Below are 25,581 nucleotides of genomic sequence, written 5' to 3'. Positions count from 1 at the left end.
TGGTTGCGGCCGGAAGTTTTTTCCCACATATGAGCCGGCATGCGCACGGTCGATGACATCATCACCCTGCTGGGCGGCGCGGAAGCGGCAGCCCAGCGCCTCGGCATCGGGACGGAGGCCGTGCGCAAGTGGCGCCAGGCCCGCGCCATCCCGGCCAAGCACTGGCCCGCCATCCTTGGTGTCACGGGCCTGACCCTGGCCGACCTCCCTCAACCCGCCGATACCGCCCCCCGCAAGCCCCGCATGGAGACCGCCCCGGTGACCGAGACGACCCCGACCGCCCCCGAAGGTGCCACCGCGGCGCTGGTGCTGGCCGATGGGTCCGTCTTCTGGGGCCGCGGCTTCGGCGCGCACAACACGACGGTCGCCGAGATCTGCTTCAACACCTCCATGACCGGGTACCAGGAGGTGCTGACCGATCCCTCCTATGCCGGGCAGACCATCTGTTTCACCTTCCCCCATATCGGCAATGTCGGCGCCAACCCCGAGGATATCGAGGCGGTGACACCCGCCGCGCGGGGGCTGATCGTCAAGCAGGACGTCACCGATCCCTCCAACTACCGCGCGACCCGGCACCTCGATGACTGGCTGAAGTCGCATGGCGTGCCGGGCATCGCGGGCATCGACACGCGGGCGCTGACGGCCCGCATCCGCGACGGCGGCGCGCCGAATGGCGTGCTGGCCCACCCGGCGGATGGCGTCTTCGACATCCCGGCGCTGATCGCGCAGGCGAAGGAATGGCCGGGGCTGGAGGGGATGGACCTGGCGAAGCAGGTCTCCACCCGCCAGACCTATGGCTGGGACGAGTCCGAATGGGCCTGGGGCCAGGGCTATGCCACTCAGACGGCGCCCAAGGTGAAGGTCGTGGCCGTGGATTACGGCGCCAAGCGCAACATCCTGCGCTGCCTGGCCGCCGCCGGCTGCGCGGTCACGGTGGTGCCCGCGACGGCGACGGCGGAGGACATCCTGAGCCACGGCCCGGATGGCGTCTTTCTCTCGAACGGCCCCGGCGACCCCGCGGCGACGGGCGCATACGCCGTGCCGGCGATCCAGGGCGTGCTGGAGAAGGGCGTGCCGGTGTTCGGGATCTGCCTCGGCCACCAGCTGCTGGCGCTGTCGCTGGGGGCGAAGACCTTCAAGCTGGACCGCGGCCATCGCGGCGCGAACCAGCCGGTGAAGGACCTGGTGACGGGCAAGGTCGAGATCACCTCCCAGAACCACGGCTTCGCGGTGGATGAGAAGACGCTGCCCGAGGGCGTGACGGTGACGCATCGCAGCCTCTTCGACGGCACCAATGAGGGCATCGCGAGCAGCAAGTACCCGGCCTTCTCCGTGCAGTACCACCCGGAGGCGTCGCCGGGGCCGACCGACAGCCACCATCTGTTCAAGCGCTTCGTGGGCATGATCGAGACGCGCAAGGCGGGCTGAGCATGGTGGAGCCCGGCGCCCTGCTGGCCTTCGCGGCGATCGCACTCGGCATGGTGCTGACGCCCGGGCCGAACATGATCTACCTGGTCAGCCGCACCATCCTGCAGGGGCGTGCGGCCGGCTTCGTCTCCCTGGCCGGGGTCGCGCTGGGCTTCGTCTTCTACCTGCTCTGCGCGGCGCTCGGCATCACCGCCATCGTGATGGCCGTGCCCTTCGCCTATGACGCGCTGCGCATCGCGGGCGCGGCTTACCTGCTGTGGCTGGCTTGGCAGGCCGTGCGCGCGCCCGGCACGCCCTTCGCGCCGCGCGCGCTGGCCCATGACAGCCCCGCGCGGCTCTTCGCCATGGGCTTTCTCACCAATCTGCTGAATCCGAAGATCGCGGTGCTCTACCTGTCCCTGCTGCCGCAATTCATCGACCCGGCGGCGGGCCATGTCTTCCTGCAATCCTTGATGCTGGGCGCAACGCAGATCGCGGTCAGCGTCGCGGTGAATGCGGGGATCGTGATGGCGGCGGGATCGGTGGCCGTGTTCCTCGGCACGCGGCCGAGCTGGCAGCGCGTGCAGCGCTGGCTGATGGCGACGGTCCTGGCGGGGCTGGCGGTGCGGCTGGCCTTCGACGGACGGCGCTGACATGCCCTCCGCCGACACGCTGCTCGTCTTCGCGCTGCTGTCGCTCGGCCTGGCGGTCACGCCGGGGCCGAACATGCTCTACCTCGTCTCGCGTTCGCTGGCGCAGGGAACGGGCGCGGGGATGGTGTCGCTGGCGGGGTGCCAGTTCGGCTCCTTGACCATCATGGTCTGCGCGGCGGCGGGCATCACGGCGGCGCTGCTGGCCATTCCCTATGCCTGGGACGTGCTGCGGCTGGGTGGCGCGGCCTATCTGCTGTTCCTCGCCTGGCAATGCGTGCGGCCGGGCGGGCAGCCGATCTTCGCCCCTAGAGCCATGCCGCGGGAGCCGGCGCCGCGGCTCTTCATCGTGGGCTTCGCCACGGCGGCGCTGAACCCGAAGGTGGCGCTGTTCTACATGGCGGTGCTGCCGCCCTTCCTCGACCCCGATCGCGGCAGCCTGTTCCTGCAGGCGGCCATCCTCGGCTTCGTGCAGATCGCGGTCTGCACGCTGTGGGACGCGGTGCTGGTCTGGGGTGCCGCAGGCACGGCGCGGTTCCTGTCCACCAAGCCGCTCTGGATGGCGGTGCAGCGCTGGGTACTGGGCGGCGCGCTGGCGCTGCTGGCCGTGAAGCTCGCCGCGGAGAGTCGCGCATGATGGACATCGCCCTCGGGCTTTTCGCGCTGGCCTATTCGGGCCTGGTGCTCTTCACCGTCGCCTCCTCGCTCCGGCGCCTCTATCCGCCCGTGCGGTCCGCCGTGATGGCCTTCGTGCTGTCCGTGGTCGTGCATGGCGCCACCACGCTGATGGCCGGCGAACTCGCGAAAATCGCCTTCTTCTTCTGGGCCGTGCCGCACGCCCTGATCCTGCCGCTGCTGCTCTACAGCGCGCGGCGCCAAGCCAGATCGACCGGAGCCTGACATGCCGAAGCGCACCGACATCAAGTCCATCCTCATCATCGGCGCGGGCCCGATCGTCATCGGCCAGGCCTGCGAGTTCGACTATTCCGGCGCGCAGGCCTGCAAGGCGCTGCGGGCGGAGGGCTATCGCGTCATCCTGGTCAACTCCAACCCGGCCACGATCATGACCGATCCGGGCCTGGCGGATGCGACCTATATCGAGCCGATCACGCCCGAGATCGTCGAGAAGATCATCGCCAAGGAACGCCCTGACGCGCTGCTGCCGACCATGGGCGGGCAGACCGCGCTGAACACGGCGCTGAAGCTCGATGCGGCTGGCGTGCTGAAGCAGTATGGCTGCGAGCTGATCGGCGCCAAGGCCGACGTCATCGACAAGGCGGAGGACCGCCTCAAGTTCCGTGATGCCATGAGCAAGATCGGCATCGAGAGCCCGCGCAGCGCCATCGCCCATTCGATGGAAGAGGCCCGCGCAGGCCTCGACATCGTCGGCCTGCCCTGCGTCATCCGTCCCTCCTTCACGCTCGGCGGCACGGGCGGCGGCATCGCCTACAACCGGGAGGAGTTCGAGCAGATCGTCTCCGCCGGCCTCGCGGCCTCCATGACCACGGAAGTGCTGGTCGAGGAGAGCGTGCTGGGCTGGAAGGAGTATGAGATGGAGGTGGTCCGCGACAGCGCGGACAACTGCATCATCGTCTGCTCCATCGAGAACCTGGATCCGATGGGCGTCCATACCGGGGACAGCGTGACCATCGCGCCGGCGCTGACGCTGACGGACAAGGAATACCAGCGCATGCGCGATGCCAGCATCGCCTGCCTCAGGGAGATCGGCGTCGATACCGGCGGCTCCAACGTCCAGTTCGGCATCAACCCCGTCGATGGCCGGATGGTGGTCATCGAGATGAATCCGCGCGTGTCGCGCTCCTCCGCGCTGGCGTCGAAGGCAACGGGCTTCCCCATCGCCAAGGTCGCCGCCAAGCTCGCCGTCGGCTACACGCTGGACGAGCTCGCCAACGACATCACCAAGGTCACCCCGGCGTCCTTCGAGCCCACCATCGACTATGTCGTGGTGAAGATCCCCCGCTTCACGTTCGAGAAGTTCCCGGGCACGCCGGCGACGCTGACGACCTCCATGAAGTCGGTCGGCGAGACGATGGCGATCGGCCGCAGCTTCGCGGAGGCGCTGCAGAAGGGCCTGCGCGGGCTGGAGACGGGGCTCAGCGGGCTCGATGAGATCGAGCTGCCGGGCGATGGCAGCCACGCCGCCATCCGCACCTCGCTGGCCACGCCGAAGCCCGACCGCGCGCTGGTCGTGGCGCAGGCGCTGCGCGCGGGGATGAGCGTGGAGGAGATCCACCAGGCCTGCCGCTTCGACCCCTGGTTCATCCGCGAAATCGCGCGGATCGTGGACGCCGAGAACGTCGTGAAGGCGGAGGGGCTGCCGAAGTCGGCGCAGGCCTTCCGCGCGCTGAAGGCGCTCGGCTTCAGCGACAAGCGCCTGGCCAAGCTGGCGGGCACGACGGAAGCGGCGGTGTTCGGCGCGCGCGACGCGCTCGGCGTGCATGCCGTGTTCAAGCGCATCGACACCTGCGCGGCGGAATTCGCCTCCGACACCCCCTACATGTATTCGACCTATGAGGGCGGCTTCGGCACGCCGGATTGCGAAAGCCGGCCGACGACGCGCCAGAAGGTGATCATCCTGGGCGGTGGCCCGAACCGGATCGGCCAGGGCATCGAGTTCGACTATTGCTGCGTCCATGCCTGCTACGCGCTGCGCGACGCGGGCTATGAGACCATCATGGTCAACTGCAACCCGGAGACGGTCAGCACGGACTACGACACGAGCGACCGCCTGTATTTCGAGCCGCTGACCGGCGAGGACGTCATCGCCATCATCCGCAAGGAGCAGGAGCAGGGCGAGCTGCTGGGGTGCATCGTGCAGTATGGCGGGCAGACGCCGCTCAAGCTGTCCCAGGCGCTGCACAAGGCGGGGATTCCGATCCTGGGAACTTCCGCGGAGGCGATCGACATCGCGGAAGATCGCGAGCGCTTCCAGCAGCTTCTCAAGCAGTTGGGCCTGAAGCAGCCGCAGAACGGCATCGCGCGCGACCTGGATGAGGCGATCGTGGAGGCCGAGCGCATCGGCTACCCCGTCGTGGTGCGCCCGTCCTATGTGCTTGGCGGCCGCGCGATGGAGATCGCCTACAACAAGGAACAGCTGCGCCGCTTCGGCGCGGAGGCCGTGAAGGTCTCCGGCGAGAACCCGATCCTGATCGACCAGTACCTGGTCGATGCGATCGAGGTCGATGTGGACTGCATCTGCGACGAGGTGGGCGAGGTCTATGTCGCCGGCGTCATGGAGCACATCGAGGAAGCCGGCATCCATTCCGGCGACAGCGCCTGCTCCCTGCCCCCCTATTCCCTGCCGCCCGCCATCGTGACGGAGCTGAAGGCGGAGACCGAGGCGATGGCCAAGGCCCTCAAGGTCAAGGGCCTGATGAACGTCCAGTACGCCGTGAAGGATGGCGAGATCTTCGTGCTGGAGGTCAATCCCCGCGCCAGCCGCACCGTGCCCTTCGTGGCCAAGGCGACGGGCGTCGCGGTGGCCAAGATCGGCGCGCTGGTCATGGCGGGCGCGCGGCTCAAGGCCTTCGGGCTGGATGACACCGCCGTGTCGCGCCATGTCGCGGTGAAGGAAGCGGTCTTCCCCTTCAACCGCTTCCCGAATGTGGACGTGATCCTGGGCCCGGAGATGAAGTCCACGGGCGAAGTGATGGGCCTCGACCTCAGCTTCGAACGCGCCTTCCTGAAGTCCCAGCTCGGCGCCGGCGTGAAGCTGCCGGAAGCGGGCACGGCCTTCCTCTCCGTCAAGGACAGCGACAAGGCGGGTGCCGTGACGCTGGCGCGGCGGCTGACGGAGATGGGCTTCAAGGTGATGGCGACGCGGGGCACGGCGGCCCGGCTGCGGGATGTCGGAATCGAGTGCTCCGTGGTCAACAAGGTGGCGGAAGGCCGCCCCCATTGCGTGGATGCGATGAAGTCGGACGCCATCCAGCTGGTGATCAACACCGCGAGCGGCGGTCAGTCGGTCGCCGACAGCTTCGACATCCGCCGCAGCGCGCTGACGCATGGGATTCCGCACTACACCACCCTCGCCGGCGCCCGGGCGGCGGTGCACGCCATCGCGGCGCTGAAGGGCGGAACCCTTGATGTGGCGCCCCTCCAGTCCTACTTTGCGGGCTCATTCTGAGCGGGCGGGGTGGGGGCGGAAGCTTCCGCCCCGCTTGCCTGTTCCAGCCCCGGCCAGAACATGCTTGCATGCTGCCAGCCCGCTCCGCCGGGCCTGGCACCGCTGGCGGATCGGTGCAGGGCCAGGCAGGGCCCGCTGGTCTGTCACCGCTGTCAGTTGCCTGGAGGATAGACGCGACGTGCAGAAGTTCCCCATGACCGCCGAAGGTCTCGCCCGGCTGGAGGAGGAACTCCGTCAGCTCAAGGCCGAGGAACGCCCCGCCGTCATCCGCGCCATCGCGGAGGCCCGGGCCCATGGCGACCTGTCCGAGAATGCGGAGTACCACGCGGCGCGGGAGAAGCAGTCCTTCATCGAAGGCCGCATCGCCGAGCTCGAATCCGTCATCCCCTCCGCGGAGGTCATCGACACCTCCAAGCTCTCCGGCAACCAGGTCCGCTTCGGCGCGCATGTGACCGTGGTGGATGAGGAGACGGAGGACGAGAAGACCTACCGCATTGTCGGCCAGCACGAGGCCGACATGAAGAAGGGCTCCATCTCCATCTCCTCGCCGCTCGCCAAGGCGCTGATCGGCAAGAAGGTCGGCGACAGCGTGGAAGTCCCGGCGCCCGGCGGCGCCCGGGTCTATGAGATCGCGGGCGTGCGCTTCGTCTGATACCGGCGGGCCGGTCAGCTGACCGGCCCGAGCGCCCGGCTGGGCGCGGCCGAGCGTGAGTCGCGCCGCCGGCACGAACTCTGAGGGGCCTTGAGCGGTCACGCGACAAGGCCGTTGGGATAAGGTTACGACCATGTCGCCCGTCCGCGCGATCGCTCCGGTGATGGAGCATCCGGCTCCCGCCTCCCTCACGCTGGCGGATGTGCGCGCGGCGGCGGCGCGGATTGCGGGCGCCGTCATCCGCACGCCGACCATCCGCTGCGACGCGCTGTCGCGCGCGACGGGTGCGACCATCCATCTGAAGCTCGACAACCTGCAGGCCACCGGCGCCTTCAAGGAACGGGGTGCCGCCAACCGCATCGCGCTGCTGACGGCGCGGGAGAAGGCGGCCGGCGTCATCGCCATGTCGGCCGGCAACCATGCCCAGGCGGTGGCGCGCCACGCCTCGCTCGCCGGGATCAGCGCCACCATCGTCATGCCGCGCTTCACCCCCGCCACCAAGGTGACGCGGACGGAAGGCTGGGGCGCCAAGGTGGTGCTGCATGGGGAGACGCTGGCGGAGGCCGCGGCCCATGCGCATGAGCTGGCGCTGCGCGATGGCCTGACCTTCGTCCACCCGTATGACGATCCCGGTGTCATTGCCGGCCAGGGCACCGCGGCGCTGGAGATGCTGGAGGACTTTCCTCAGCTTGACGCGCTGGCGATCCCGGTGGGCGGCGGCGGGCTGCTGGCGGGCTGTGCCACGGCGGCGCTGGAACTTCGCCCCGGCATCCAGGTCTTCGGCGTGGAGGTCGAGGGATATCCTGCCATGGCGCAGCGCCTGGCCGGTGAACCCGTGGCCGTGGGCGGTCCGACCGTCGCCGAGGGCATCGCGGTACGCGACGTCGGCGAGGTTCCCTACGCCATGCTGAAGCGCCTGGGCACGGAGGTCCTCGTCGTGCCGGAACGCGCGGTGGAACAGGCGATCGCCATGCTGGCCGAGGGCGCCAAGCTGGTGGCGGAAGGCGCCGGCGCCGCGGGGCTCGCGGCCGTGCTGGCCTATCCCGAGCGCTTCGCGGGCAAGGCCGTCGGCATCCCCGTCTGTGGCGGCAACATCGATGCGCGGGCACTGTCCAACGTGCTGCTGCGCCAGCTGCTGCGGGATGGCCGCATCCTGCGCCTGCATTTCGACATCCCCGACCGCCCCGGCATGCTGGCCGACATCGCGGCGCGCATCTCCGCCCTTGGCGGCAACGTCATCGAGGTGAACCACCAGCAGCTCTTCGGTGCGCCGACGGTGCAGTCCACGGAGCTCTACCTGATGGTGGAGGTGCGCGACGGCGCGCAGGGCAACGCCATCATCGCGGCCTTGCAGGCGGCGTCCTACGTGGTGCGGCGGGGCTGATGGCCATGCGGGGGCACTGCACCTGTCGCCGCATCCGCTACGAGGTCACGTCGAAGCCCCTCTTCGTCCATGGCTGCCACTGCCGCTGGTGCCAGCGGGAGACGGGATCGGCCTTCGCCATCAACGCGATGATCGAGACCGACCGCATCGTCCTGACCGCCGATGCGCCGGAGATGGTCGATACGCCATCGAACAGCGGCCGCGGCCAGAAGATCATGCGTTGCCCGAGTTGCCGCGTGGCGCTGTGGAGCCACTATCCCGGCGCCGGCCCCCGCTTCGCCTTCCTCCGCGTGGGCACGCTGGAGGATCCGGATTCCTGCCCGCCCGACATCCACATCTTCACCAGTTCGAAGCAGCCCTGGGTGGTGCTGCCGCCGGGCGTTCCGGCGATGGCGGAATACTACGACCGGGAAGAATACTGGCCGGCGGAAAGCCTGGCGCGGCGGCAGGCGGTGCTCAGCGGGGATTGACCCGCGACTCCCAACTCGGCGGCGTGTAGCCGGACAGTACGCGGCATTCGCCGGCATAGCGCGCGCGCAGCGCCTCGCAGCGGCCGCGCACCTCGCCCGGCGTGGGGCGACGGCGCGTCTCCGCCCAGTCGGCCAGGGCGGCCAGCGCGGCGGGGTAGAGCGCGGCGGAGAGCTTGTTGTGCTCCCCGTCATCGACGAAGACCTGCGCCAGCAGATGCGCGGTGCCGGCGGCCTCCAGCGTGGCGCGGTAGGCGGCCTCATGCTCCACGAAGACGGTGCTGTCGGCGATGCCGTGGAGCGTCAGCACCGGGATGGCGATGGCGCCGGTCGGGTCGCCATCGGCGGCGAGTTTCGCCCGCGCATCGGGATCGGCCGTGATGCGCGGTACGCGGGCGTTGAAGGCGGCGTCGTCGCTGGTGCCGCTGTAGCGCACCCCCGCATTCCCGAAGGCGCTGCGCCCCTCCAACATCCGCCAGGCGATGTCGGCGAAGACGGTCGTCGCCCACATCAGATGGCCGGGGATTGCCCATTCGGTGATGCGGCTGGCGGCCGAGAGGTCCGAAAGCGCCTGGCGCTGCGCCGGCGTCCGCGCCTCCGGCGCCAGATCGGCGCCGGTGCAGGCGAGGTAGCGGTCCATCAGCGCCTCCCGCGTCATCGCCTGGCCCTGCGGCAGGCCGAGCGTCACGGGGTATTGCGGCTCCTCCGGCCTTGGATGGGTGCCGCAGACCGCCTGGAAGGCGGCGCGGAGGTCGACGCGCATGTCATAGGCGCGGGTCGGGCCGGCCAGCACGGCGGAGGTCAGCAGCGCCGCCTGCCAGGGGCGGCGCCCCTCCCCGTCCGGCTCGTTCAGCGTCTCGATCGCCTTGGCGGCGACGGCGCCGCCCCAGGACTGGCCGTGCAGGACGCTCAGACGCGGGCGACCGAAGGCGGCCTCCGCGGCGCGGGTCGCGGCCAGCGTATCCTCGCCGGCGCGGCGCAGGCCGAAGCCTTCGCGCCGGCGGCTGGAGGAGGCCCAGGCCCAGCCCTCCGCCAGGAATTCCTGGTAGCGGATCAGGTCCTCGTCGGTCGTCTCGCGCCCAGGCGGCGCCATGCGGGGGCCGCCGAAGATGTGGGTGACGAGGCCGCCATGCCAGTTGGCGGGGCGCGCCAGCAGCAGCCAGGCGCCGTTCGCATCCTGGCCGCGGAGGCAGGTGGTGCCGGCTGGCAGGCCGGGGGGGCAATCGGCCGGCGCGACCTCCGCCCCCGCCGCCGCGGGCAGCAGCAGCGCGAGCGCCAGCAAGGCACGGCGCAGCCAGGTCACCCCGCGGCGCCTTCCCGGTCGATCGGCACGCCGGTCTGGTCCTTGGCGGTATGGATGGTCTGCAAGGTCTGGACGCGCAGCACGTTGGGCGCGCCGGTCAGCCGGGCGGTCAGCTGGTTCTCATGCGCGGTGTCGCGGGCGACGAGTCGCAGCATGAAGTCGCCGCCGCCGCGGATCATGTGGCATTCGCGCACCTCCGGCCATTCGCAGACCATGGCTTCGAAGGCGGCCAGCACGGCCTGCTTCTGCGTCTCCAGCCCCACCAGGGCGAAGAAGGTGATCTCCCAGCCCAGCACATGGGGGTCGAGGTCCGCATGGTAGCCGCGGATCACCCCCTGCTCCTCCAGCCGCCGCACGCGGCGCAGGCAGGGCGGCGCGGAAAGGCCGACGCGGCGCGCCAGTTCCACATTGGTCATCCGGCCATCGCCCTGCAGCTCCGCCAGGATGTGGCGGTCGACCTGGTCGATGTCCTGGGCAGCGGCGTCCGTCATGGCGCGGTGAAATGTCCCGGTCAGCGTTATGCGCGCAATATCCTTGCGTTGAACCGTGTCCGCAAGATGGCCAAACGGGGGGAGGTTGAGCATTCGCGCCCGGGCGCCGATATCCTTGCCCCAAGACCCCGACCGCAACGGATTCCCCGCCCGTGTCCCAGACCATTGCCACCCGCCTGCTGATCCTCGGCGCCGGCCCCGCCGGCTACACCGCCGCGATCTACGCCGCCCGCGCGGGGCTGGAGCCGCTGGTGGTGGCCGGCATGCAGCCGGGCGGACAGCTCACCATCACGACGGATGTCGAGAATTTTCCCGGCTTTGCCGGCCCGATCCAGGGGCCCTGGCTGATGGAGCAGATGCAGGCGCAGGCGCTGCATGTGGGCGCGCGGATTGAGCAGGACGTGATCACCTCCGTCGATCTCTCCCGCCGGCCCTTCCGCTGCCTGGGCGACAGCGGCGTGACCTATGTGGCGGAAGCGCTGGTCATCGCGACCGGCGCGCAGGCGCGGTGGCTCGGCATTCCCGGGGAGAAGGAGTTGTCGGGCTTCGGCGTCTCCGCCTGCGCGACCTGCGACGGCTTCTTCTATCGCGGCAAGGACGTGGCCGTGGTCGGCGGCGGAAACTCCGCGACGGAGGAGGCGCTCTACCTCTCGAACCTGGCGCGGCACGTCACGCTGATTCACCGGCGCGACTCGTTGCGGAGCGAGAAGATCCTGCAGCAGCGCCTCTTCGCCAAGGCGAACATCACCTGCCTCTGGGACACGGCGGTGGAGAGCGTGCTGGCCGATCCCTCCGGCCGCGTGCCTGTGGCGCGCGGCGTGGCGCTCCGGAACCTGAAGACCGGGGAGCGGTCGGAGCTGGCGGTGCATGGGCTCTTCGTGGCCATCGGGCATGACCCGGCGACGGCGCTGTTCAAGGGCCAGGTCTGCATGGACGGGGACGGCTACATCGTGACGAAGCCCGGCACGACCCAGACCAGCATCGCCGGCGTCTTCGCCGCCGGGGATGTGCAGGACCGGATCTACCGCCAGGCGGTGACGGCGGCCGGCACGGGCTGCATGGCGGCGCTGGAGGCGGAGAAGTTCCTGGCCCATGTGCCAGCCGATGCGCCGGCCCTGGCCGCCTGGGATTGATCGTTTAGCCCCCGCCTGACGGGGGTATGGAAAAAACCTGTCGCCGATGTCAGGCTAAGCCTACTCAAGCGCCATCATTGCATGGCAGCCTGCGCGCCGAATCGAGAGCTGGGAGAGCGCGCGGGCATGCCGCTGGACTGGGACAAGCTGCGGGTCTTCCACGCCGTCGCCGAGGCCGGGTCCTTCACCCATGCCGGGGAGACGCTCAACCTCTCCCAATCCGCCGTCTCGCGCCAGATCCAGGCGCTGGAGGAGGCGCTGCAGGTTCCGCTGTTCCATCGCCATGCGCGGGGCCTCATCCTCACCGAGCAGGGGGAGACGCTGAACCGCGCGGTCAGGGAGGTCTTCGCCAAGCTGGCGATGACCGAGGCCCTGCTGACGGAAAGCCGGGAAAGACCGACCGGGCGGCTCAAGGTCACCACCACCACCGGCTTCGGCAGCGTCTGGCTGGCGCCACGCCTTCGCCGCTTCATGGCGATGCACCCCGATGTCACGCTGACGGTGCTGCTGGACGATGCTGACCTGGATCTCGCGATGCGGGAGGCCGATGTGGCCATCCGCATGCACCCGCCGCGGCAGCCCGACCTCATCCAGCGCAACCTCGGCACCTTCGGCTGGCGGGTCTGCGGCGCGCCGGACTACCTGAAGACGGCGGGCATGCCGCAGCGGGCCGAGGACCTCGATGCCCATCGCATGATCGTCTATGGCGACTATCGCCCGCCGGTGGAGAGCGTGAACTGGCTGAGCGAGGCCGGGCGCCGCCCTGGCTCCTCCCGCCGCGCGGTGCTGGAGATGAACTCCCTGCCCGGCATCCTGGCCGCGGTGCGCAGCGGGCTCGGGCTGGCCGCCCTGCCGGACTACATGGGCGAGGAGCTGGACGGGCTGGTGCAGGTGCTGCCGGAGCTGAAGGCGCCGCGGATCGAGGCCTATTTCGTCTATCCGGAGGAGCTGCGCCATTCGAAGCGCGTGGCGGTGTTCCGGGACTTCCTGGTGGCGGAGCTGGCGGCGCCGCTGCGGGCCAGCGCGGCGAGCTGAGGGCTCGCCGACGCCTCATGGCGTGGGATGTCGGCGTTTTCCAGCATCAAAATACCACATCCCGAGAAAACTCACTGGTATTTTTCCAAACACGCAGGCCTCCCGCTTACCCATGCGTTGCATGCATGTCGGATACCGCCAATTCACCAATCCTCCATGCCGCAGCGCAGCACTATGTTGGGGGTGTGACGGCGGCGACGCTGTCTCAGGGTCACTCGGGACACTCTCCCGAACCCCTTCGTCTCCCAGACGTGAAGCCTCCCTGTTTGACTAGGCCGCCGCCCCCACGGGCAGGCGGCCTTCTTTTTTTCCGGGCTCCTGCCTCGTCCCGGCCTCCCATCACCCCCGCGAGAGCCGCCGCCGCCGACAGCCAGGATTCACAAAGGGTCAATGTCGCTGCCGTCCTCATGACGTGAACATCGGATGGGGACACCAGTGCTGCGCATCTACAACTGCGTAGTCGATCAGCATGACATTGCACTCGTCGCGGCTGCGGCGACGATCTGTGTCCTCGGCTGCTACGCGACCTTCGTGCTGCTGCAACAGGCGTCGGGCCGTAGTGGCAGGGAAAGGCGAAGGTGGCTGGCCGGCACCGCGGTCGCCGCCGGCATCTCGGCCTGGGCGACGCATTTCCTGGCCATGCTGGCCTTCGAGCCCGGCGTGCCGGCCGGCTATGAGCCACTGCGGACCGTCGCCTCCTTCGTCCTGGTCATCGCCATCGCCTACCCCGCCTTCGCCCTGGCAGCCGGGAGCCGCGGGCTGCGGGCGGCCGTCGCGGGCGGGTTGGCAGGGCTCGGCATCGCGGCGATGCACTATCTCGGCATGTCCGCCTATCGCCTGGCCGGCGACATGGTGTGGGACTGGCCGGCCGTCGTCGCCTCCGTCGTGCTGGGCGCGGCGCTGCCCATGGCGGCGCTCTGGGCCGCCGCCCTGCATCCCGGCCGGGCCGGCCGGCTGGCCGGAACGGGTCTGCTCACGGCCGGCATCTGCGCGCTCCACTTCACCGGCATGTCGGCCGTGCTGGTGCTGCCCGACGCGGCCGCCGCGCTGCCCGATGGCGCGCTCAGCGCGGGGTGGCTGGCACCGTTCGTCGGCCTTGGCGCCCTCGCCATCCTGCTGATCGGGCTCGCCGCCGCCGGACTCGCCGTGCGCGAGGGGCAGCGCGAGCTGGCGGAGGCAGCGCGCACGCGCAGCCTGGTGGATGCGGCGGTGGAAGGGCTGCTGCTCTGCGACGGCGATGCCGTGGTGACGGCCAATCGCAGCGTGCAGCTGCTGACGGGCCACGACATGCCCTGGTTCACCGGACGCCCCCTGCGGGAGATCATTCGTCCGGAAGCGGCGATCGCGGCCTTGCTGCGGGGCGATGGTGGCACCGAGGAGCTCGAGCTGCTGGCCAATGGTGGCGAAGCCATCCCGGTCGAGGTCGTCTCCCGCCCCTTCCAGCATGCCGGGTCCACGCGCCGCGTCATCGCGATCCGCGACCTGCGCGACCGGCGCCGCGCCGAGGAGCGGATCCGCTTCCTCGCGCATCATGACCCGCTCACCCGCCTGCCGAACCGCGCGGGCCTCGCCACGGAACTGACCCGCGCCCTGGACCTGCGGGGACGGCATGGTGGCCCCTTCGCCATGCTCGCGCTCGACCTCGACCGCTTCAAGGCGGTCAACGACACCCTCGGCCATGCGGTGGGCGACGTCCTTCTCAGCAAGACGGCCGCAAGGCTGCGCAACGCGCTGCGGGCCGGCGACCTGGTCAGCCGGCAGGGCGGCGACGAGTTCATGGTGGTGCAGTTCGAGCCGACGCAGCCTGAAGCCGCCACGCGCCTCGCCGAGCGCCTGGTGGAGCTGCTGGCCCGGCCCTTCGTGGTGGACGGCCATGTCCTGAACATCGGCACGAGCATCGGCATCGCGCTCTTCCCGCAGGATGGCGCCGACCCGGCCACGCTCATGCGCAACGCCGACCTCGCACTCTACCGCGCCAAGTCGGATGGCCGCGGCGCCTATCGCTTCTTCGAGGAGGAGATGGATACGCGCATGCAGCGCCGGCGCCTGCTGGAGGTCGAGCTGCGGACGGCGATGACGATGCGACAGTTCCACCTGCTGTATCAGCCGCAGCTCTCGCTCGACAGCGAGACCATCAATGGCTTCGAGGCGCTGATCCGCTGGCGGCATCCGCAGGGCGGCATCGTCTCCCCGGCGGACTTCATCCCGCTCGCGGAGGAAACCGGGCTGATCGTGCCCATCGGGGAATGGGTGCTGCGGGAAGCCTGCCGGGAAGCGGCGGGCTGGGCGACGCCGGCCACGATCTCGGTCAATCTCTCGCCGGTGCAGGTCCGCAGCCCGGGGCTCGTCGAGGTCGTCCGCTCCGCCTGCATGAGCGCGGGCCTCGATCCGAAGCGGCTCGAGCTCGAGATCACGGAGAGCGTGCTGCTCACGGGCAGCGATGCCACGCTGGAGACGCTGCGGCAGCTGAAGGCGCTCGGCGCGCGCATCTCCATGGATGATTTCGGCACCGGCTACTCGTCGCTGAGCTACCTCCGCAGCTTCCCCTTCGACAAGATCAAGATCGACCGCTCCTTCGTCGGCGACATCACCAGCAACGGCGATTCCGCGGCGATCATCCGCGCCATCATCGGCCTCGGCCGCAGCCTGCGCATGGAGACGACCGTGGAGGGGGTGGAGACGGCGGAGCAGCTTGCGCATATCCGCGCGGAAGGGTGCGACCAGGCACAGGGCTACCTGATCGGCCGCCCGCTGCCGGCCGAGGCCGCGCAGGCCATGCTCGCCCAACCCCGCGCCGCATGAGCCAGGAGGCCCCCATGACGCAGATCGCCCTGTTCCGCCTGATCTACCGCAGCACGGTCGCCATCCCGGGCACGCCCGACCAGGTCGACCAGGAACTCGCCCGCATCGTCGAGAGGTCGCGCCGGCGCAATGCCGAGGCGACCCTGACCGGCGCGCTGGTGCGAAGCGGCGGAACCTTCATCCAGGTGCTCGAGGGACCGCTCGCGGGGCTCGAGGAGACCTACGACCGGATCAGCGGCGACCTCAGACACTCGGAGTTCGAGCTGATCGAATTCGTGCCGGTGGCGGAGCGTTGCTTCGGATCCTGGGAACTGGCCTATCTGGCGGAAGATCCCATCGAGCGGTCGCGGCATCCCGCGGCGCCGGACCCGGCGCTGGAGAGCATCGCGGCGCAGATCCGGCGCCTGATCGCCAACGGCCCACGGGGACCGCGCAGGGCGGAGCATGAGGCGGCCGACGCGCTGGCTGTGTGATCGGGGCGGCGCCGCAGCCGTCGTGTTTTCCGCGCTGGCGCGCTTGGACCCATGGCGGCCCGGCGCTAGCCTCCTGGCAACGACCCAGGAGGAAGCGCCATGACCCCGCCCGATCGCCTGCGTGCCCTGCTGGCCAAGCCCGGCCTCGTCACCATGCCGGCGGTGTGGGACGGGCTTTCGGCGCGCCTCGCCGCGCAAGCCGGGTTCGAGACGGCCTTCCTCTCGGGCTCCTGTGTCGCCGCCAGCCGGCTCGGCGGGCCGGACCTCGACCTGATCTCCTTCGGGGAGATGTTCGACAGCTTCACCATGGTGCGCAACGCCGCGCCAAACACGCTCATCCTCGCCGATGGCGACCATGGCTATGGCAACGCCATGAACGTGCAGCGCACCGTCGCCGCCTATGGCCGCGCCGGCGCCGCCGCCGTGCTGATCGAGGACAAGGTGACGCCCCGTGCCCTGACCGCCGCCGGCAAGCCCTGCATCCCGCGGGAGGAGGCGCGGATGAAGATCCGCGCCGCCGTGCAGGCCGCGAAGGAAAGCGGCATCCTGGTGCTGGCCCGCACGGATTGCCGCCCGACACGCGGCATCGACGAGGCCGTGGCGCGGATCGAGATGTATGTGGAGGAAGGCGCCGACATCCTCTTCCTCGACAGCCCGGCGGACGAGGCCGAGTTCCGCCGCGCCGTCGAGGCCTCCAGGGGCCGGCCGCATTTCGCCGTGCTCTCGCCCGGTGGCAACCGCCTGATCCCCGACCGGACGCTGGCGGAGCAGATCGGCATCAGGATCGGCACCTATCCGACGGCCATGCTCTCCCCGGTCATCGCCGGCATCCAGTCCGGGCTGGCCGCGCTGCAGGCCGGCAAGGCGGCAAGCGAGCTCGCGCTGCCGCCGGCGGTCCACCAGGCGACGCTGGGCTACGGCGCCTATGACGAGGCGGCGAAGCCCTTCATCGTCAGCGCGTAGGGTCAAGCAGCGGCAGCGCCGGCGGCGGCTTGTCCCGCCTCCGGGGTGCCGCGCGGCGGGCGGCGGCGGCGCGCAGCCGCAGCAATTCGTCCAGCAGCCGGTCCATGGTGCGCCACAGCGGCTCGTCGCCGCGGCGCTCCGCCATCACCAGGCGATGCGCATCCAGCGTGACGTTGAGCGTGCCGCGCGTGGTCTCCGGCCGCGGCGACCGCATCTGCACCAGCGCCTTCTCCACCTCCTCCACCGCCACGCCGAAGCGGGCGGCGATGGCCTCGGCCTCCATCCCCTGGCGACGGAGCGACCGGGCGCGGGTGGCGGCGGCGGGATCGAGCGCGATGGCGGGGCGCAGCGCCGCGGTGCGGCGCGACATCTCCCCTGATCCGGACCCCGGCGGCTTCCCCCTGAACGGCATGATGGCGCCTCACGCGGTGTTGTGAGGCAAGACGCAAGGCGAAGCGCCGGGTTCCCCTCAGCCCCCGCGAATCGCCACCCTGCCATCGGGATTGCGCACGCGACGCCAGAGGCCCCGCAGCGCGACGCCGAGGCGCCCGGCACGCGCGACATTGTCGGGGGCGCGGGAGAAGAGCGCGGCGATGAGGCGCCGCCGCGTGGCGGCATCGACGCGCCAGGCGACGCCGACCACGCCGGGCGCGCCCTGGCGCACCACCTCCCCCCTCACCGCCCCCGCCTCCGGCAGCACCAGGTCGATCATCGTCCCCGTGGCGGGCGCGGCGGCGGGATCGTCGAAGCGGAGCTTGGCGCCGGTGACGGAGCAATCCTCCACGAGGAGGCCCGGCAGGCGCCACTTCACCTCGAACCGCTCCTCCCCCCGCGGCCGCGGCAATTCGCAGCAGACGAGCAGGCAGACCAGCGCCAGCACGATGGCGATGGAGGCCCAGACGATGTTCATCACATCCTCCGCCGCAACCTCCACCGGATTGTCGGGGCCGATCAGCGACCAGGCGATGCCGGCGAGATTGGCGGCGAGGATGGCGCCGAAGCCCAGCGCGAAGCCGCGGTTGAAGGTCATGGCGGTGCGCGACCGCCCCTTGGCCGTCACCTTGAAGGGCCGGCCGAAGGGACGGATGGCGGCGGCGATGAGGGACATCGTCACCGGCAGCGCGGCGACGGCGTGCGACACCTCTGTGAAGAGCGGCAGCGACCTTCCGCCCGAGATCCAGGCGCTGTGGATCCAGAAGCAGGCCAGCGCGGGGACGCCGTAGGTCACGAAATCCACATGGTCCGCCTGGAAGGCGGGCACGCCGAAGACCCAGTAGATGGCGGGGCCGAGCAGCAGCAGCAGCAGGAAGGGCTTGGACAGCCAGTGCAGCATGCCGTGCAGGTAGTGCAGGCGCTGGCCGATGCTGTAGCCGCGCCCGACGAAGGGGCCATCGCGCAGCAGCGCCACCTGGATGGTGCCAAGGCACCAGCGCGCGCGCTGGGTGCAGTATTCCGCCATGTCCTCCGCCGAGAGGCCGATGGAGAGGCGTTCGTTCAGCCAGCGCGTCTCGTAGCCACGGCGGAGCAGCGAGTAGGTGAGGTAGATGTCCTCGCTGACCGCGCCTTCGGGAAAGCCGCCCATGCGGTCCAGCAGGTCGCGGCGCACGATGAAGCCGGTGCCGACGCAGAAGGCGCAGCCCCAGGCATCCTTGGCGGGCTGGAACAGGTCGAAGAAGACGCGCTGGTCATCCACCCAGGACCCGGTGATGCCGAGGTTGTGCTGGATGGGATCGGGGTTGAAGTAGAATTGCGGCGTCTGCACCACGCCGACCTTGGGATCCAGGAACAGCCCCACCATGCGCTTCAGCATCTGCCGCTGCGGCGCGAAATCCGCATCCAGCACCAGGATCAGCGGCGCGCCCGTGATCGAAGCGGTCTGGCGGTAGCCGCTGTTGAGGTTGCCCGCCTTGGCGCCCTTGTTGTCGGGGCGCGTGAGGTAGCGGGCGCCGACCTCCTCGCAATAGTCCCGCAGCCAGGCGCGGCGCGTGTCGTCCAGCACCCAGACGGTGAAGCGATCCTTCGGGTAGTCGAGCGCCAGGGCGGAGACGATGGATTTCTCCAGCACCTCCAGCTTCTCGTTGTAGGTGCAGATGAAGATGTCGACGGAAGGCCAGTCGCCGCTCCGGGCCAGCAGCGCCTCCGCCGCATCGGCCTGCGCCCGCACCCGCGCCGCCGAACAGCGCGTCATGATCAGCGCGGCGCCGAGCGTATAGGCGATGGAGATGCTCTCGAAGACCAGGAAGAAGCGCGCCCAGAGCGGTTCGAAGGCGATGTCGAAGGCGGGCAGCGTCTGGGTGATGCGCCAGTGCAGGTAGACCAGGATGGGCAGCATGGCGCAGCCCGTGAACAGCACGCGGTCGAAGGGCCGGGCGCGGTCCAGCAGCAGCGCCAGCAGCACCGCGGCGAGCGCGAAGCCCGCCCCCCAGGACAGCGCCGCCTGCAGGTCCCAGGGCGCGCCGGTGATCAACGGGAGGCGGTTTCCCGCGCGGTGGAGGCTTCCGCCCGACCGAACAGGGTCGCCATCAGCCCGCGCGTCCAGCGCCAGGCGGTGGTGGTGACGTCGCCGAAGAAGCTGCCATCCACCTCCACGCTGACCCAGCGGCCGATGTCGCAGGGGACGGAGGGGGCGAGCCGGCTTTCATAGCCGCGCGACCAGCGCCGCGGCGACCGGTCGTCGAATTCGACCAGGACGTACATTTCCCGCCGCTCCATCGGCGGGAAGGGCACGGCGTAGCCGGTATCCACGCGGTCCGTGGTGCGCGGCAGCACCTGCACCACCACGCCCTGGCGCGTGTCCGGCCAGCCATCCGCCTCGATCCGCACCGGCGTGCCGAGGCCCAGCCGATGCGCCTGGCGGACGGAGAAGATGGCAACGACGAAGGCGCGGCCGCATTCGACCGTGCCCGCGATGGTGTCGCCGGCCGCGAGCCGCTGGCCGGGACTCGCGAAGGCACGCAGCACATGGCCGCCATTGGTGGAGACGGCCTGGGCGGCGCGCTGCTGGTTGAAGCGCTCCTCCTCCACCCGCGTCTGCGCCTCCAGGCTGGCCAGGCTGGTCATGAGCTGCTGGCGTTCGACGCGCATGCGGTTGATCTCGAGGATCGTGTCCCGGCGCCGTTCCACCAGCGCGCCCAGCGCGCCCTGGCCATCACCGACATAGCTGCCGGTCTCGACGGCGATTCGCTCCGCGATGCGCCGCGCCAGCGTCGCCTCGGCGGCGATCAGTTCCTCCCGCGCGCCACGCTCCCGCATCTGGGCGATGCGGTGGACGGTCTCCGTGACCACGCCGCGTTCGAGGAGGATGCGCTGGCGGTTGGCGAGCGCCGCCTGCTCCGCGACCGCCGATGCCGCGGCGGCGGCCTTGGCGCGGGCCTCGCGCTCGCCTTCCTCCGCCATGCGCATGGCATGCGCGCGGTGGGTGGAAAGCGCGGCCTCCAGCGTCACGACCCAGGATTCGGCGATGGCGAGGCGCTGTTCGAGCCCGGTGAGCGCGACGCGGGTGCCGGCCGTCTGGTTCTGCAGCCCGATCAGCGTGGACCGGTCGAGTCGTTCGTTGCGCAGATGCGCCAGCACCTGGCCGGGGCCCACCGCCTCCCCGGGCTGGGCCAGCAGGCGGTCGAGTTCGCCATCGATCGGCGCCGTGACCAGCGCGATCGGAGCATTCACCACGGCCCGGGTGGAGGTGTCGGACAGAAGGGGCGGCAGCGTCGCCAGCAGCAGGCTGCCCGCCAGCAGGATGGCGCCGGAATAGGTGACGGCGCGGAGCGTCCAGGCCGGCCAATGGGCGCGCAGCTCCGCGAGGCTCGGCGGGTCAAGCCGGTGGATGAGCCGTTCCGCCGCATCCCGCCAGGGGCGGGCGTGCGGGGCGGGCGCTTGCGGAACCGGGGGTTCAGGCGGCGCCGCGGCGGCGGGCGGCGGCACATCGGTAAAGGCGGGGGCGGCTGCGTCTTGCACCGCGACCAGCGCGGGTGCGGCAGGGCGGGCGCGGGGCGCCACCGGCTCCGCCCGGCGCGTCACCGCGCCGGCCGGCTGCCAGGGGAATCGCGAGGCGCGCGCGGGACCGACGCCCGGCGCGGCGTCATCCGCCGCCGAGCCCGGTTCCGCTTGCGGCGTCCGCACGCTGCCGTGCGGCTTGCCCCACAACCTCATCCGGGGTGGCACCCCTCATGCCTCGGGTGGCGCTACGGCGTCCCGCCCCGCCGGCGCAACCTCAAAATTGAGATAGGACCAAGCGATTTGGCCCGACCTTCAATCTAAATTCACAAAATCGTGCATGCAAGCAATTGCCGGTTGCAGGCTTCCGGGATCAATCCCCGCGAAGCGCGGCCCCGGCGGCGAGGGGCGCCAGCGGCGCGGCCAGGGCCAGCAACGCGCCCAGCAGCAGCAGGTAGGGCCGCGCCTCCATGCCGCCGGCCGCGGCCTCGATGGCGGCGGCGCCGAAGATGACGGCGGGGATGGACAGCGGCAGGACCAGGAGGGGCAGCAGCACGCCGCCGCGCCGGGCGCCCAGCGTCAGCGCCGCGCCCGCCGTGCCGAACAGCGACAGGATGGCGGTGGCAAGGCCGAGTGCCGCCATGGCCGCGCCCCAGGCCTCGACCGGCAGGTTCAGCATCGCGGCGGCGACCGGCGTCGCCGCCAGCAGCGGCAGCCCCGTCACCACCCAGTGGCCGGCCGCCTTGGCGGTGGCCAGCAGGGCCGGCGGCAGGCCGGAGAGCAGGAGTTGGTCGAGCGACCCGTCCTCCGCTTCCGCCCCGAAGAGCCGGTCGAGCGGCAGCAGCGCGGCCAGCAGGGCGGCGGCCAGCAGCGCGCCCGGCGCAATGCGCGCCAGGGTCTGCGGTTCCGGCCCGATGCCGAAGGGGAAGAGCGCGCAGACCAGGATGAAGAACAGCACCGCCGCCAGCGCATCGCCGGGGTGGCGGAGCGCCAGCCGCACCTCCCGCCCCAGCACGGCCGTGAAGCCCTTCACAGGCGCAGCTCCTGCGCGCCCGGCAGGGGAAGCGGCAGGTGTGTCGCCGCCATCACCGCGCCGCCCGCCGCGCGATGCTTGGCCAGGAGAACCCCCAGCCGGTCCACCGAGGCCGCGTCCAGCCCGACCGTCGGCTCATCCAGCAGCCAGAGCGGCGCCGGCGCCAGCGCCAGCCTGGCCAGCGCGAGCCGGCGCTTCTGGCCGGAAGACAGCACCCGCGCCGGCAGCTCCGCGAGGTCCGACAGCCCGACGGAATCCAGCGCCGCCTCCGTATCCCCGCCCCAGAGCCGGGCGAAGAAGGAGAGGTTCTCCCGCGCACTCAGGGACGGCTTCAGCGCATCCTGGTGGCTGAGGTAGCGAAGCCTGGCGGCATGGGCCACGCGGTCCGCCAGCGCATCCTGCCCCTGCCAGAGCAGCTCGCCCTCCGCGAGAGGCACGAGACCCGCGAGCAACCGGAGGAGGGATGACTTGCCCGCACCATTCGCGCCCACGAGAAGCAGCGCGCCGCCCGGCGGCAGCGTGAAGGACAGGCCGGCGAAGACCGCGCGTTCCCCCCGCCAGCAGGCGAGGTCCCGACCTTCCAGCATCAGCGCCCCTTCAACCCCGCCGCACCGGATGGACCGGCCCCCTTCCCTGTGGTTTAAGCCCAATGCTGCGGTCGCGAAAGCGCCGCGGGCGAAACCGCGCCTGGGTCGGCGGAAGGCGCCCCGTTTCCGGGGTCGCACCGGTCCCGGTGCCACGACGGGGATAACCGGACCATGCGGATGATCGGGCAGGACAGCCTGAAGACCCGCCGTACCCTCACGGTGGACGGCAAGGACTACAACTACTTCAGCCTGCCCGAGGCGGCGGCCAAGATCGGCGACATCTCTCGCCTGCCCTACAGCCTGAAGGTGCTGCTGGAGAACGTGCTGCGCTTCGAGGACGGGCGCAGCTACACGGTGGACGACGCCAAGGCGATCGCCGGCTGGCTCGAGAAGGGCAGCTCCACCAAGGAAGTCCCCTTCCGCCCCGCCCGCATCCTGCTGCAGGACTTCACCGGCGTGCCGGCCGTGGTGGACCTGGCCGCGATGCGCGATGCGCTGGACAAGCTCGGCGGCGATCCGCGCAAGGTGAACCCGCTGGTTCCCGTGGACCTGGTCATCGACCACTCCGTCATGGTCGACGTCTCCGGCAGCAAGGACGCGCTGCAGAAGAACGTGGACATCGAGTTCGAGCGCAACGGCGAACGCTATGAGTTCCTGCGCTGGGGCCAGTCCGCCTTCGCGAATTTCCGCGTCGTGCCGCCGGGCACGGGCATCTGCCACCAGGTGAACCTGGAATACCTGGCGCAGGTGGTCTGGACGTCGCAGGACGGCCCCGACACCTACGCCTTCCCGGACAGCTGCTACGGCACCGACAGCCACACGACGATGGTCAACGGCCTCGGCGTGCTGGGCTGGGGCGTGGGTGGCATCGAGGCCGAGGCCGCGATGCTCGGCCAGCCCATCGCCATGCTCATCCCCGACGTCATCGGCTTCAAGCTGACGGGCAAGCTGCGTGAGGGCATCACCGCCACCGACCTGGTGCTGACGGTGACGCAGATGCTCCGCAAGAAGGGCGTCGTCGGGAAGTTCGTGGAGTTCTACGGCGCCGGCCTCGATGAACTGCCGCTGGCCGACCGCGCCACGATCGGCAACATGGCCCCGGAATACGGCGCCACCTGCGGCTTCTTCCCGGTGGACAAGACCACCATCGACTACCTGCGCATCTCCGGCCGCGACGAGCACCGCATTGCGCTGACGGAAGCCTTCGCGAAGGCGCAGGGCATGTGGCGCGATGCCACGACGCCCGACCCCGTCTTCACGGACACGATGGAGCTCGACCTCTCGACGGTCGAGCCCTCCATGGCCGGGCCGAAGCGGCCGCAGGACCGCGTGGCGCTGTCCAACGTCGCCACCTCCTTCGCCAAGGATCTGGCGGCGGGGACGATGGGCGTGCCGGGCGACAAGGCCGATCTCCGCGTCGGCGTCGATGGCGCCAACTACGACCTCGGCCACGGCGATGTCGTGATCGCGGCGATCACGAGCTGCACCAACACCTCCAACCCCTATGTCCTCGTGGCCGCCGGCCTCGTCGCCCGCAAGGCGCGGGCCAAGGGGCTGAAGCCGAAGCCCTGGGTGAAGACCTCGCTGGCGCCCGGCTCCCAGGTGGTGACCGAGTATCTCGACAAGGCCGGCCTCTCCGCCGACCTCGATGCGCTCGGCTTCCAGACGGTCGGCTATGGCTGCACGACCTGCATCGGCAATTCCGGCCCGCTGCCGGATGCGATCGTGGATGCGGTGGAGAACAACAAGCTGGTCGTCGCCAGCGTGCTGTCCGGCAACCGCAACTTCGAAGGCCGCGTGCACGCCAATGTCCGCGCCAACTACCTGGCCTCGCCGCCGCTGGTCGTCGCCTACGCGCTGGCCGGCACGGTGAAGCTGAACCTGTCCACCGATCCGATCGGCACGGGCAGCGACGGCCAGCCGGTGTACCTGAAGGACATCTGGCCGACGACGCAGGAGGTGAACGACACCGTCCACGCCGTCGTCACCCGCAAGATGTTCATGGAACGCTACGGCGACGTCTTCAAGGGACCGGCGCAGTGGCAGGCCATCCGCGTCGATGCGGACAGCGACACCTATCGTTGGAATTCCGGCTCCACCTACGTCCAGAACCCGCCCTACTTCACGGGCATGACGATGGATGTGGCCGCGATCCAGAACGTCACCGGCGCGCGCATCCTGGCGAGCCTCGGCGACAGCATCACGACCGACCACATCTCCCCGGCCGGCTCCATCAAGAAGACCTCCCCCGCGGGCGACTACCTGCTGGAACACCAGGTCCGTCAGGCCGACTTCAACAGCTACGGCGCCCGCCGCGGCAACCATGAAGTCATGATGCGCGGCACCTTCGCCAACATCCGCATCAAGAACGAGCTGGCGCCGGGCACCGAGGGTGGTGTCACCAAGCACCACCCCTCGGGCGAGGTGATGCCGATCTACGACGCCGCGATGAAGTACAAGAACGAGGGCGTGCCCCTCGTGATCTTCGGCGGCAAGGAATACGGCACCGGCTCGTCGCGCGACTGGGCGGCCAAGGGCACCTTCCTGCTGGGCGCCAAGGCCGTGATCGCGGAGAGCTTCGAGCGCATCCACCGCTCCAACCTGGTCGGCATGGGCGTGCTGCCGCTGGTCTTCAAGAATGGCGAGGACCGCAAGAGCCTCGGCATCACCGGCGCGGAGACGATCGACCTGCTGGGCGTGGAGAACCTGTCGCCGCGCATGGACGTGACGATGGTGATCCATCGCCCGGACGGCACGACGCACACGACGACGCTGATGTGCCGCGTCGATACGGCGGATGAGGTCGAGTACTACAAGAACGGCGGCATCCTGCACTACGTGCTGCGGGGCATGGCCAAGGCGGCCTGATTCCCCATGCCGACGCCTCCGGCGTCGCCATGGGGGCCCCGGATGGGCACCGATCCTGTGGGGTCGGCACCGCCTGCCGCGGCGAAGCCGCGGCAGGGCATCGGGGGGCAGCCAGGGGGTGGGGCACGGACGGGTTTCGTCGGTGCCGCGAGTTGGAAGGGGCGCGGTCCGCAGGGGCCGCGCCCCTTTCGCATGCGGGGGCGGCGCGCCATCTGCGTTGACACCGCCCGCCCGGCTTCGGGACACTGGCGGC

At 70.4% G+C, this 25,581-nt stretch carries 21 protein-coding genes; 14 read left to right on the top strand and 7 right to left on the bottom strand.

What is annotated here, in order from left to right; genetic code table 11:
- Positions 1–39: 39 nt before the first annotated feature.
- The 8 genes from carA to G3576_RS22675 all read left to right on the top strand — a co-directional run bounded on the left by carA (position 40) and on the right by G3576_RS22675 (position 8,710).
- Entirely contained in the window at positions 40–1,428 is a 1,389-nt protein-coding gene (gene carA / locus G3576_RS22710) for a glutamine-hydrolyzing carbamoyl-phosphate synthase small subunit (protein ID WP_164696757.1), read from the top strand.
- Between the two features lie 2 nt (positions 1,429–1,430).
- Positions 1,431–2,060, top strand: coding sequence for a LysE family translocator (locus G3576_RS22705; protein WP_164696756.1), 630 nt, complete (start codon positions 1,431–1,433; stop codon positions 2,058–2,060).
- Position 2,061: 1 nt separating this feature from the next.
- A complete protein-coding gene (locus G3576_RS22700; RefSeq protein WP_164696755.1) occupies positions 2,062–2,694 on the top strand; it encodes a LysE family translocator in 633 nt (210 codons plus the stop codon).
- Positions 2,691–2,957 carry a hypothetical protein gene (locus tag G3576_RS22695; RefSeq protein WP_164696754.1) on the top strand — a complete coding sequence of 89 codons (267 nt, stop codon included), beginning with the start codon at positions 2,691–2,693 and terminating at the stop codon, positions 2,955–2,957. The genes G3576_RS22700 and G3576_RS22695 overlap by 4 nt, the downstream gene beginning before the upstream one ends.
- Before the next feature lies 1 nt (position 2,958).
- Positions 2,959–6,204, top strand: coding sequence for a carbamoyl-phosphate synthase large subunit (gene carB, locus G3576_RS22690; protein WP_164696753.1), 3,246 nt, complete (start codon positions 2,959–2,961; stop codon positions 6,202–6,204).
- Between the two features lie 178 nt (positions 6,205–6,382).
- Positions 6,383–6,856 carry a transcription elongation factor GreA gene (gene greA, locus G3576_RS22685; protein WP_164696752.1) on the top strand — a complete coding sequence of 158 codons (474 nt, stop codon included), beginning with the start codon at positions 6,383–6,385 and terminating at the stop codon, positions 6,854–6,856.
- Between the two features lie 133 nt (positions 6,857–6,989).
- On the top strand, positions 6,990–8,240 hold the full coding sequence (locus tag G3576_RS22680; protein ID WP_235952362.1) for a threonine ammonia-lyase: 1,251 nt from the start codon (positions 6,990–6,992) through the stop codon (positions 8,238–8,240).
- On the top strand, positions 8,240–8,710 hold the full coding sequence (locus G3576_RS22675) for a GFA family protein (protein WP_207622992.1): 471 nt from the start codon (positions 8,240–8,242) through the stop codon (positions 8,708–8,710). The genes G3576_RS22680 and G3576_RS22675 overlap by 1 nt, the downstream gene beginning before the upstream one ends.
- Here G3576_RS22675 and G3576_RS22670 read toward each other — a convergent pair.
- Both G3576_RS22670 and G3576_RS22665 read right to left on the bottom strand, forming a co-directional pair.
- On the bottom strand, positions 8,697–10,010 hold the full coding sequence (locus G3576_RS22670) for a hypothetical protein (protein WP_164696751.1): 1,314 nt from the start codon (positions 10,008–10,010) through the stop codon (positions 8,697–8,699). The genes G3576_RS22675 and G3576_RS22670 overlap by 14 nt on opposite strands.
- Complete coding sequence (locus G3576_RS22665; protein ID WP_164696750.1) at positions 10,007–10,501, bottom strand: Lrp/AsnC family transcriptional regulator; 495 nt, start codon at positions 10,499–10,501, stop codon at positions 10,007–10,009. Before G3576_RS22665 ends, G3576_RS22670 begins: the two co-directional genes overlap by 4 nt.
- Before the next feature lie 152 nt (positions 10,502–10,653).
- Here G3576_RS22665 and trxB point away from each other — a divergent pair, with 152 nt between their 5' ends.
- From trxB to G3576_RS22640, 5 genes are all read left to right on the top strand, one after another.
- On the top strand, positions 10,654–11,634 hold the full coding sequence (trxB, locus tag G3576_RS22660; RefSeq protein ID WP_164696749.1) for a thioredoxin-disulfide reductase: 981 nt from the start codon (positions 10,654–10,656) through the stop codon (positions 11,632–11,634).
- 126 nt (positions 11,635–11,760) lie between these two features.
- Positions 11,761–12,669: a LysR family transcriptional regulator gene (locus G3576_RS22655; protein WP_207622991.1), complete on the top strand. Its 909-nt coding sequence runs from the start codon at positions 11,761–11,763 to the stop codon at positions 12,667–12,669.
- A gap of 435 nt (positions 12,670–13,104) precedes the next feature.
- On the top strand, positions 13,105–15,471 hold the full coding sequence (locus G3576_RS22650) for a bifunctional diguanylate cyclase/phosphodiesterase (protein ID WP_164696748.1): 2,367 nt from the start codon (positions 13,105–13,107) through the stop codon (positions 15,469–15,471).
- Positions 15,472–15,485: 14 nt separating this feature from the next.
- A complete protein-coding gene (locus G3576_RS22645; protein WP_164696747.1) occupies positions 15,486–15,944 on the top strand; it encodes a BLUF domain-containing protein in 459 nt (152 codons plus the stop codon).
- A gap of 99 nt (positions 15,945–16,043) precedes the next feature.
- A complete protein-coding gene (locus G3576_RS22640; protein ID WP_164696746.1) occupies positions 16,044–16,907 on the top strand; it encodes an isocitrate lyase/PEP mutase family protein in 864 nt (287 codons plus the stop codon).
- On the opposite strand, the gene G3576_RS22635 is transcribed toward G3576_RS22640, so the two are convergent.
- The 5 genes from G3576_RS22635 to ccmA form a co-directional block, all read right to left on the bottom strand.
- Entirely contained in the window at positions 16,897–17,277 is a 381-nt protein-coding gene (locus tag G3576_RS22635) for a hypothetical protein (protein WP_164696745.1), read from the bottom strand. The genes G3576_RS22640 and G3576_RS22635 overlap by 11 nt on opposite strands.
- A gap of 99 nt (positions 17,278–17,376) precedes the next feature.
- A complete protein-coding gene (locus G3576_RS22630; RefSeq protein ID WP_164696744.1) occupies positions 17,377–19,374 on the bottom strand; it encodes a glycosyltransferase in 1,998 nt (665 codons plus the stop codon).
- Positions 19,371–21,026: an HlyD family secretion protein gene (locus G3576_RS22625; protein WP_164696743.1), complete on the bottom strand. Its 1,656-nt coding sequence runs from the start codon at positions 21,024–21,026 to the stop codon at positions 19,371–19,373. The genes G3576_RS22630 and G3576_RS22625 overlap by 4 nt, the downstream gene beginning before the upstream one ends.
- Before the next feature lie 187 nt (positions 21,027–21,213).
- Positions 21,214–21,873: a heme exporter protein CcmB gene (ccmB, locus tag G3576_RS22620; RefSeq protein WP_164696742.1), complete on the bottom strand. Its 660-nt coding sequence runs from the start codon at positions 21,871–21,873 to the stop codon at positions 21,214–21,216.
- On the bottom strand, positions 21,870–22,460 hold the full coding sequence (ccmA, locus tag G3576_RS22615) for a heme ABC exporter ATP-binding protein CcmA (RefSeq protein ID WP_164696741.1): 591 nt from the start codon (positions 22,458–22,460) through the stop codon (positions 21,870–21,872). Before ccmA ends, ccmB begins: the two co-directional genes overlap by 4 nt.
- Before the next feature lie 171 nt (positions 22,461–22,631).
- On the opposite strand from ccmA, the gene acnA reads away from it, so the two are divergent.
- Entirely contained in the window at positions 22,632–25,328 is a 2,697-nt protein-coding gene (gene acnA / locus G3576_RS22610; protein ID WP_164696740.1) for an aconitate hydratase AcnA, read from the top strand.
- The last annotated feature ends 253 nt before the right edge of the window (positions 25,329–25,581 follow it).

Source organism: Falsiroseomonas algicola (assembly GCF_011040385.1).
Lineage (GTDB): Bacteria > Pseudomonadota > Alphaproteobacteria > Acetobacterales > Acetobacteraceae > Falsiroseomonas > Falsiroseomonas algicola.
The sequence above is the reverse complement of the archived record's forward strand: the minus strand, read 5'-3'. Positions and strand labels throughout refer to the sequence as shown.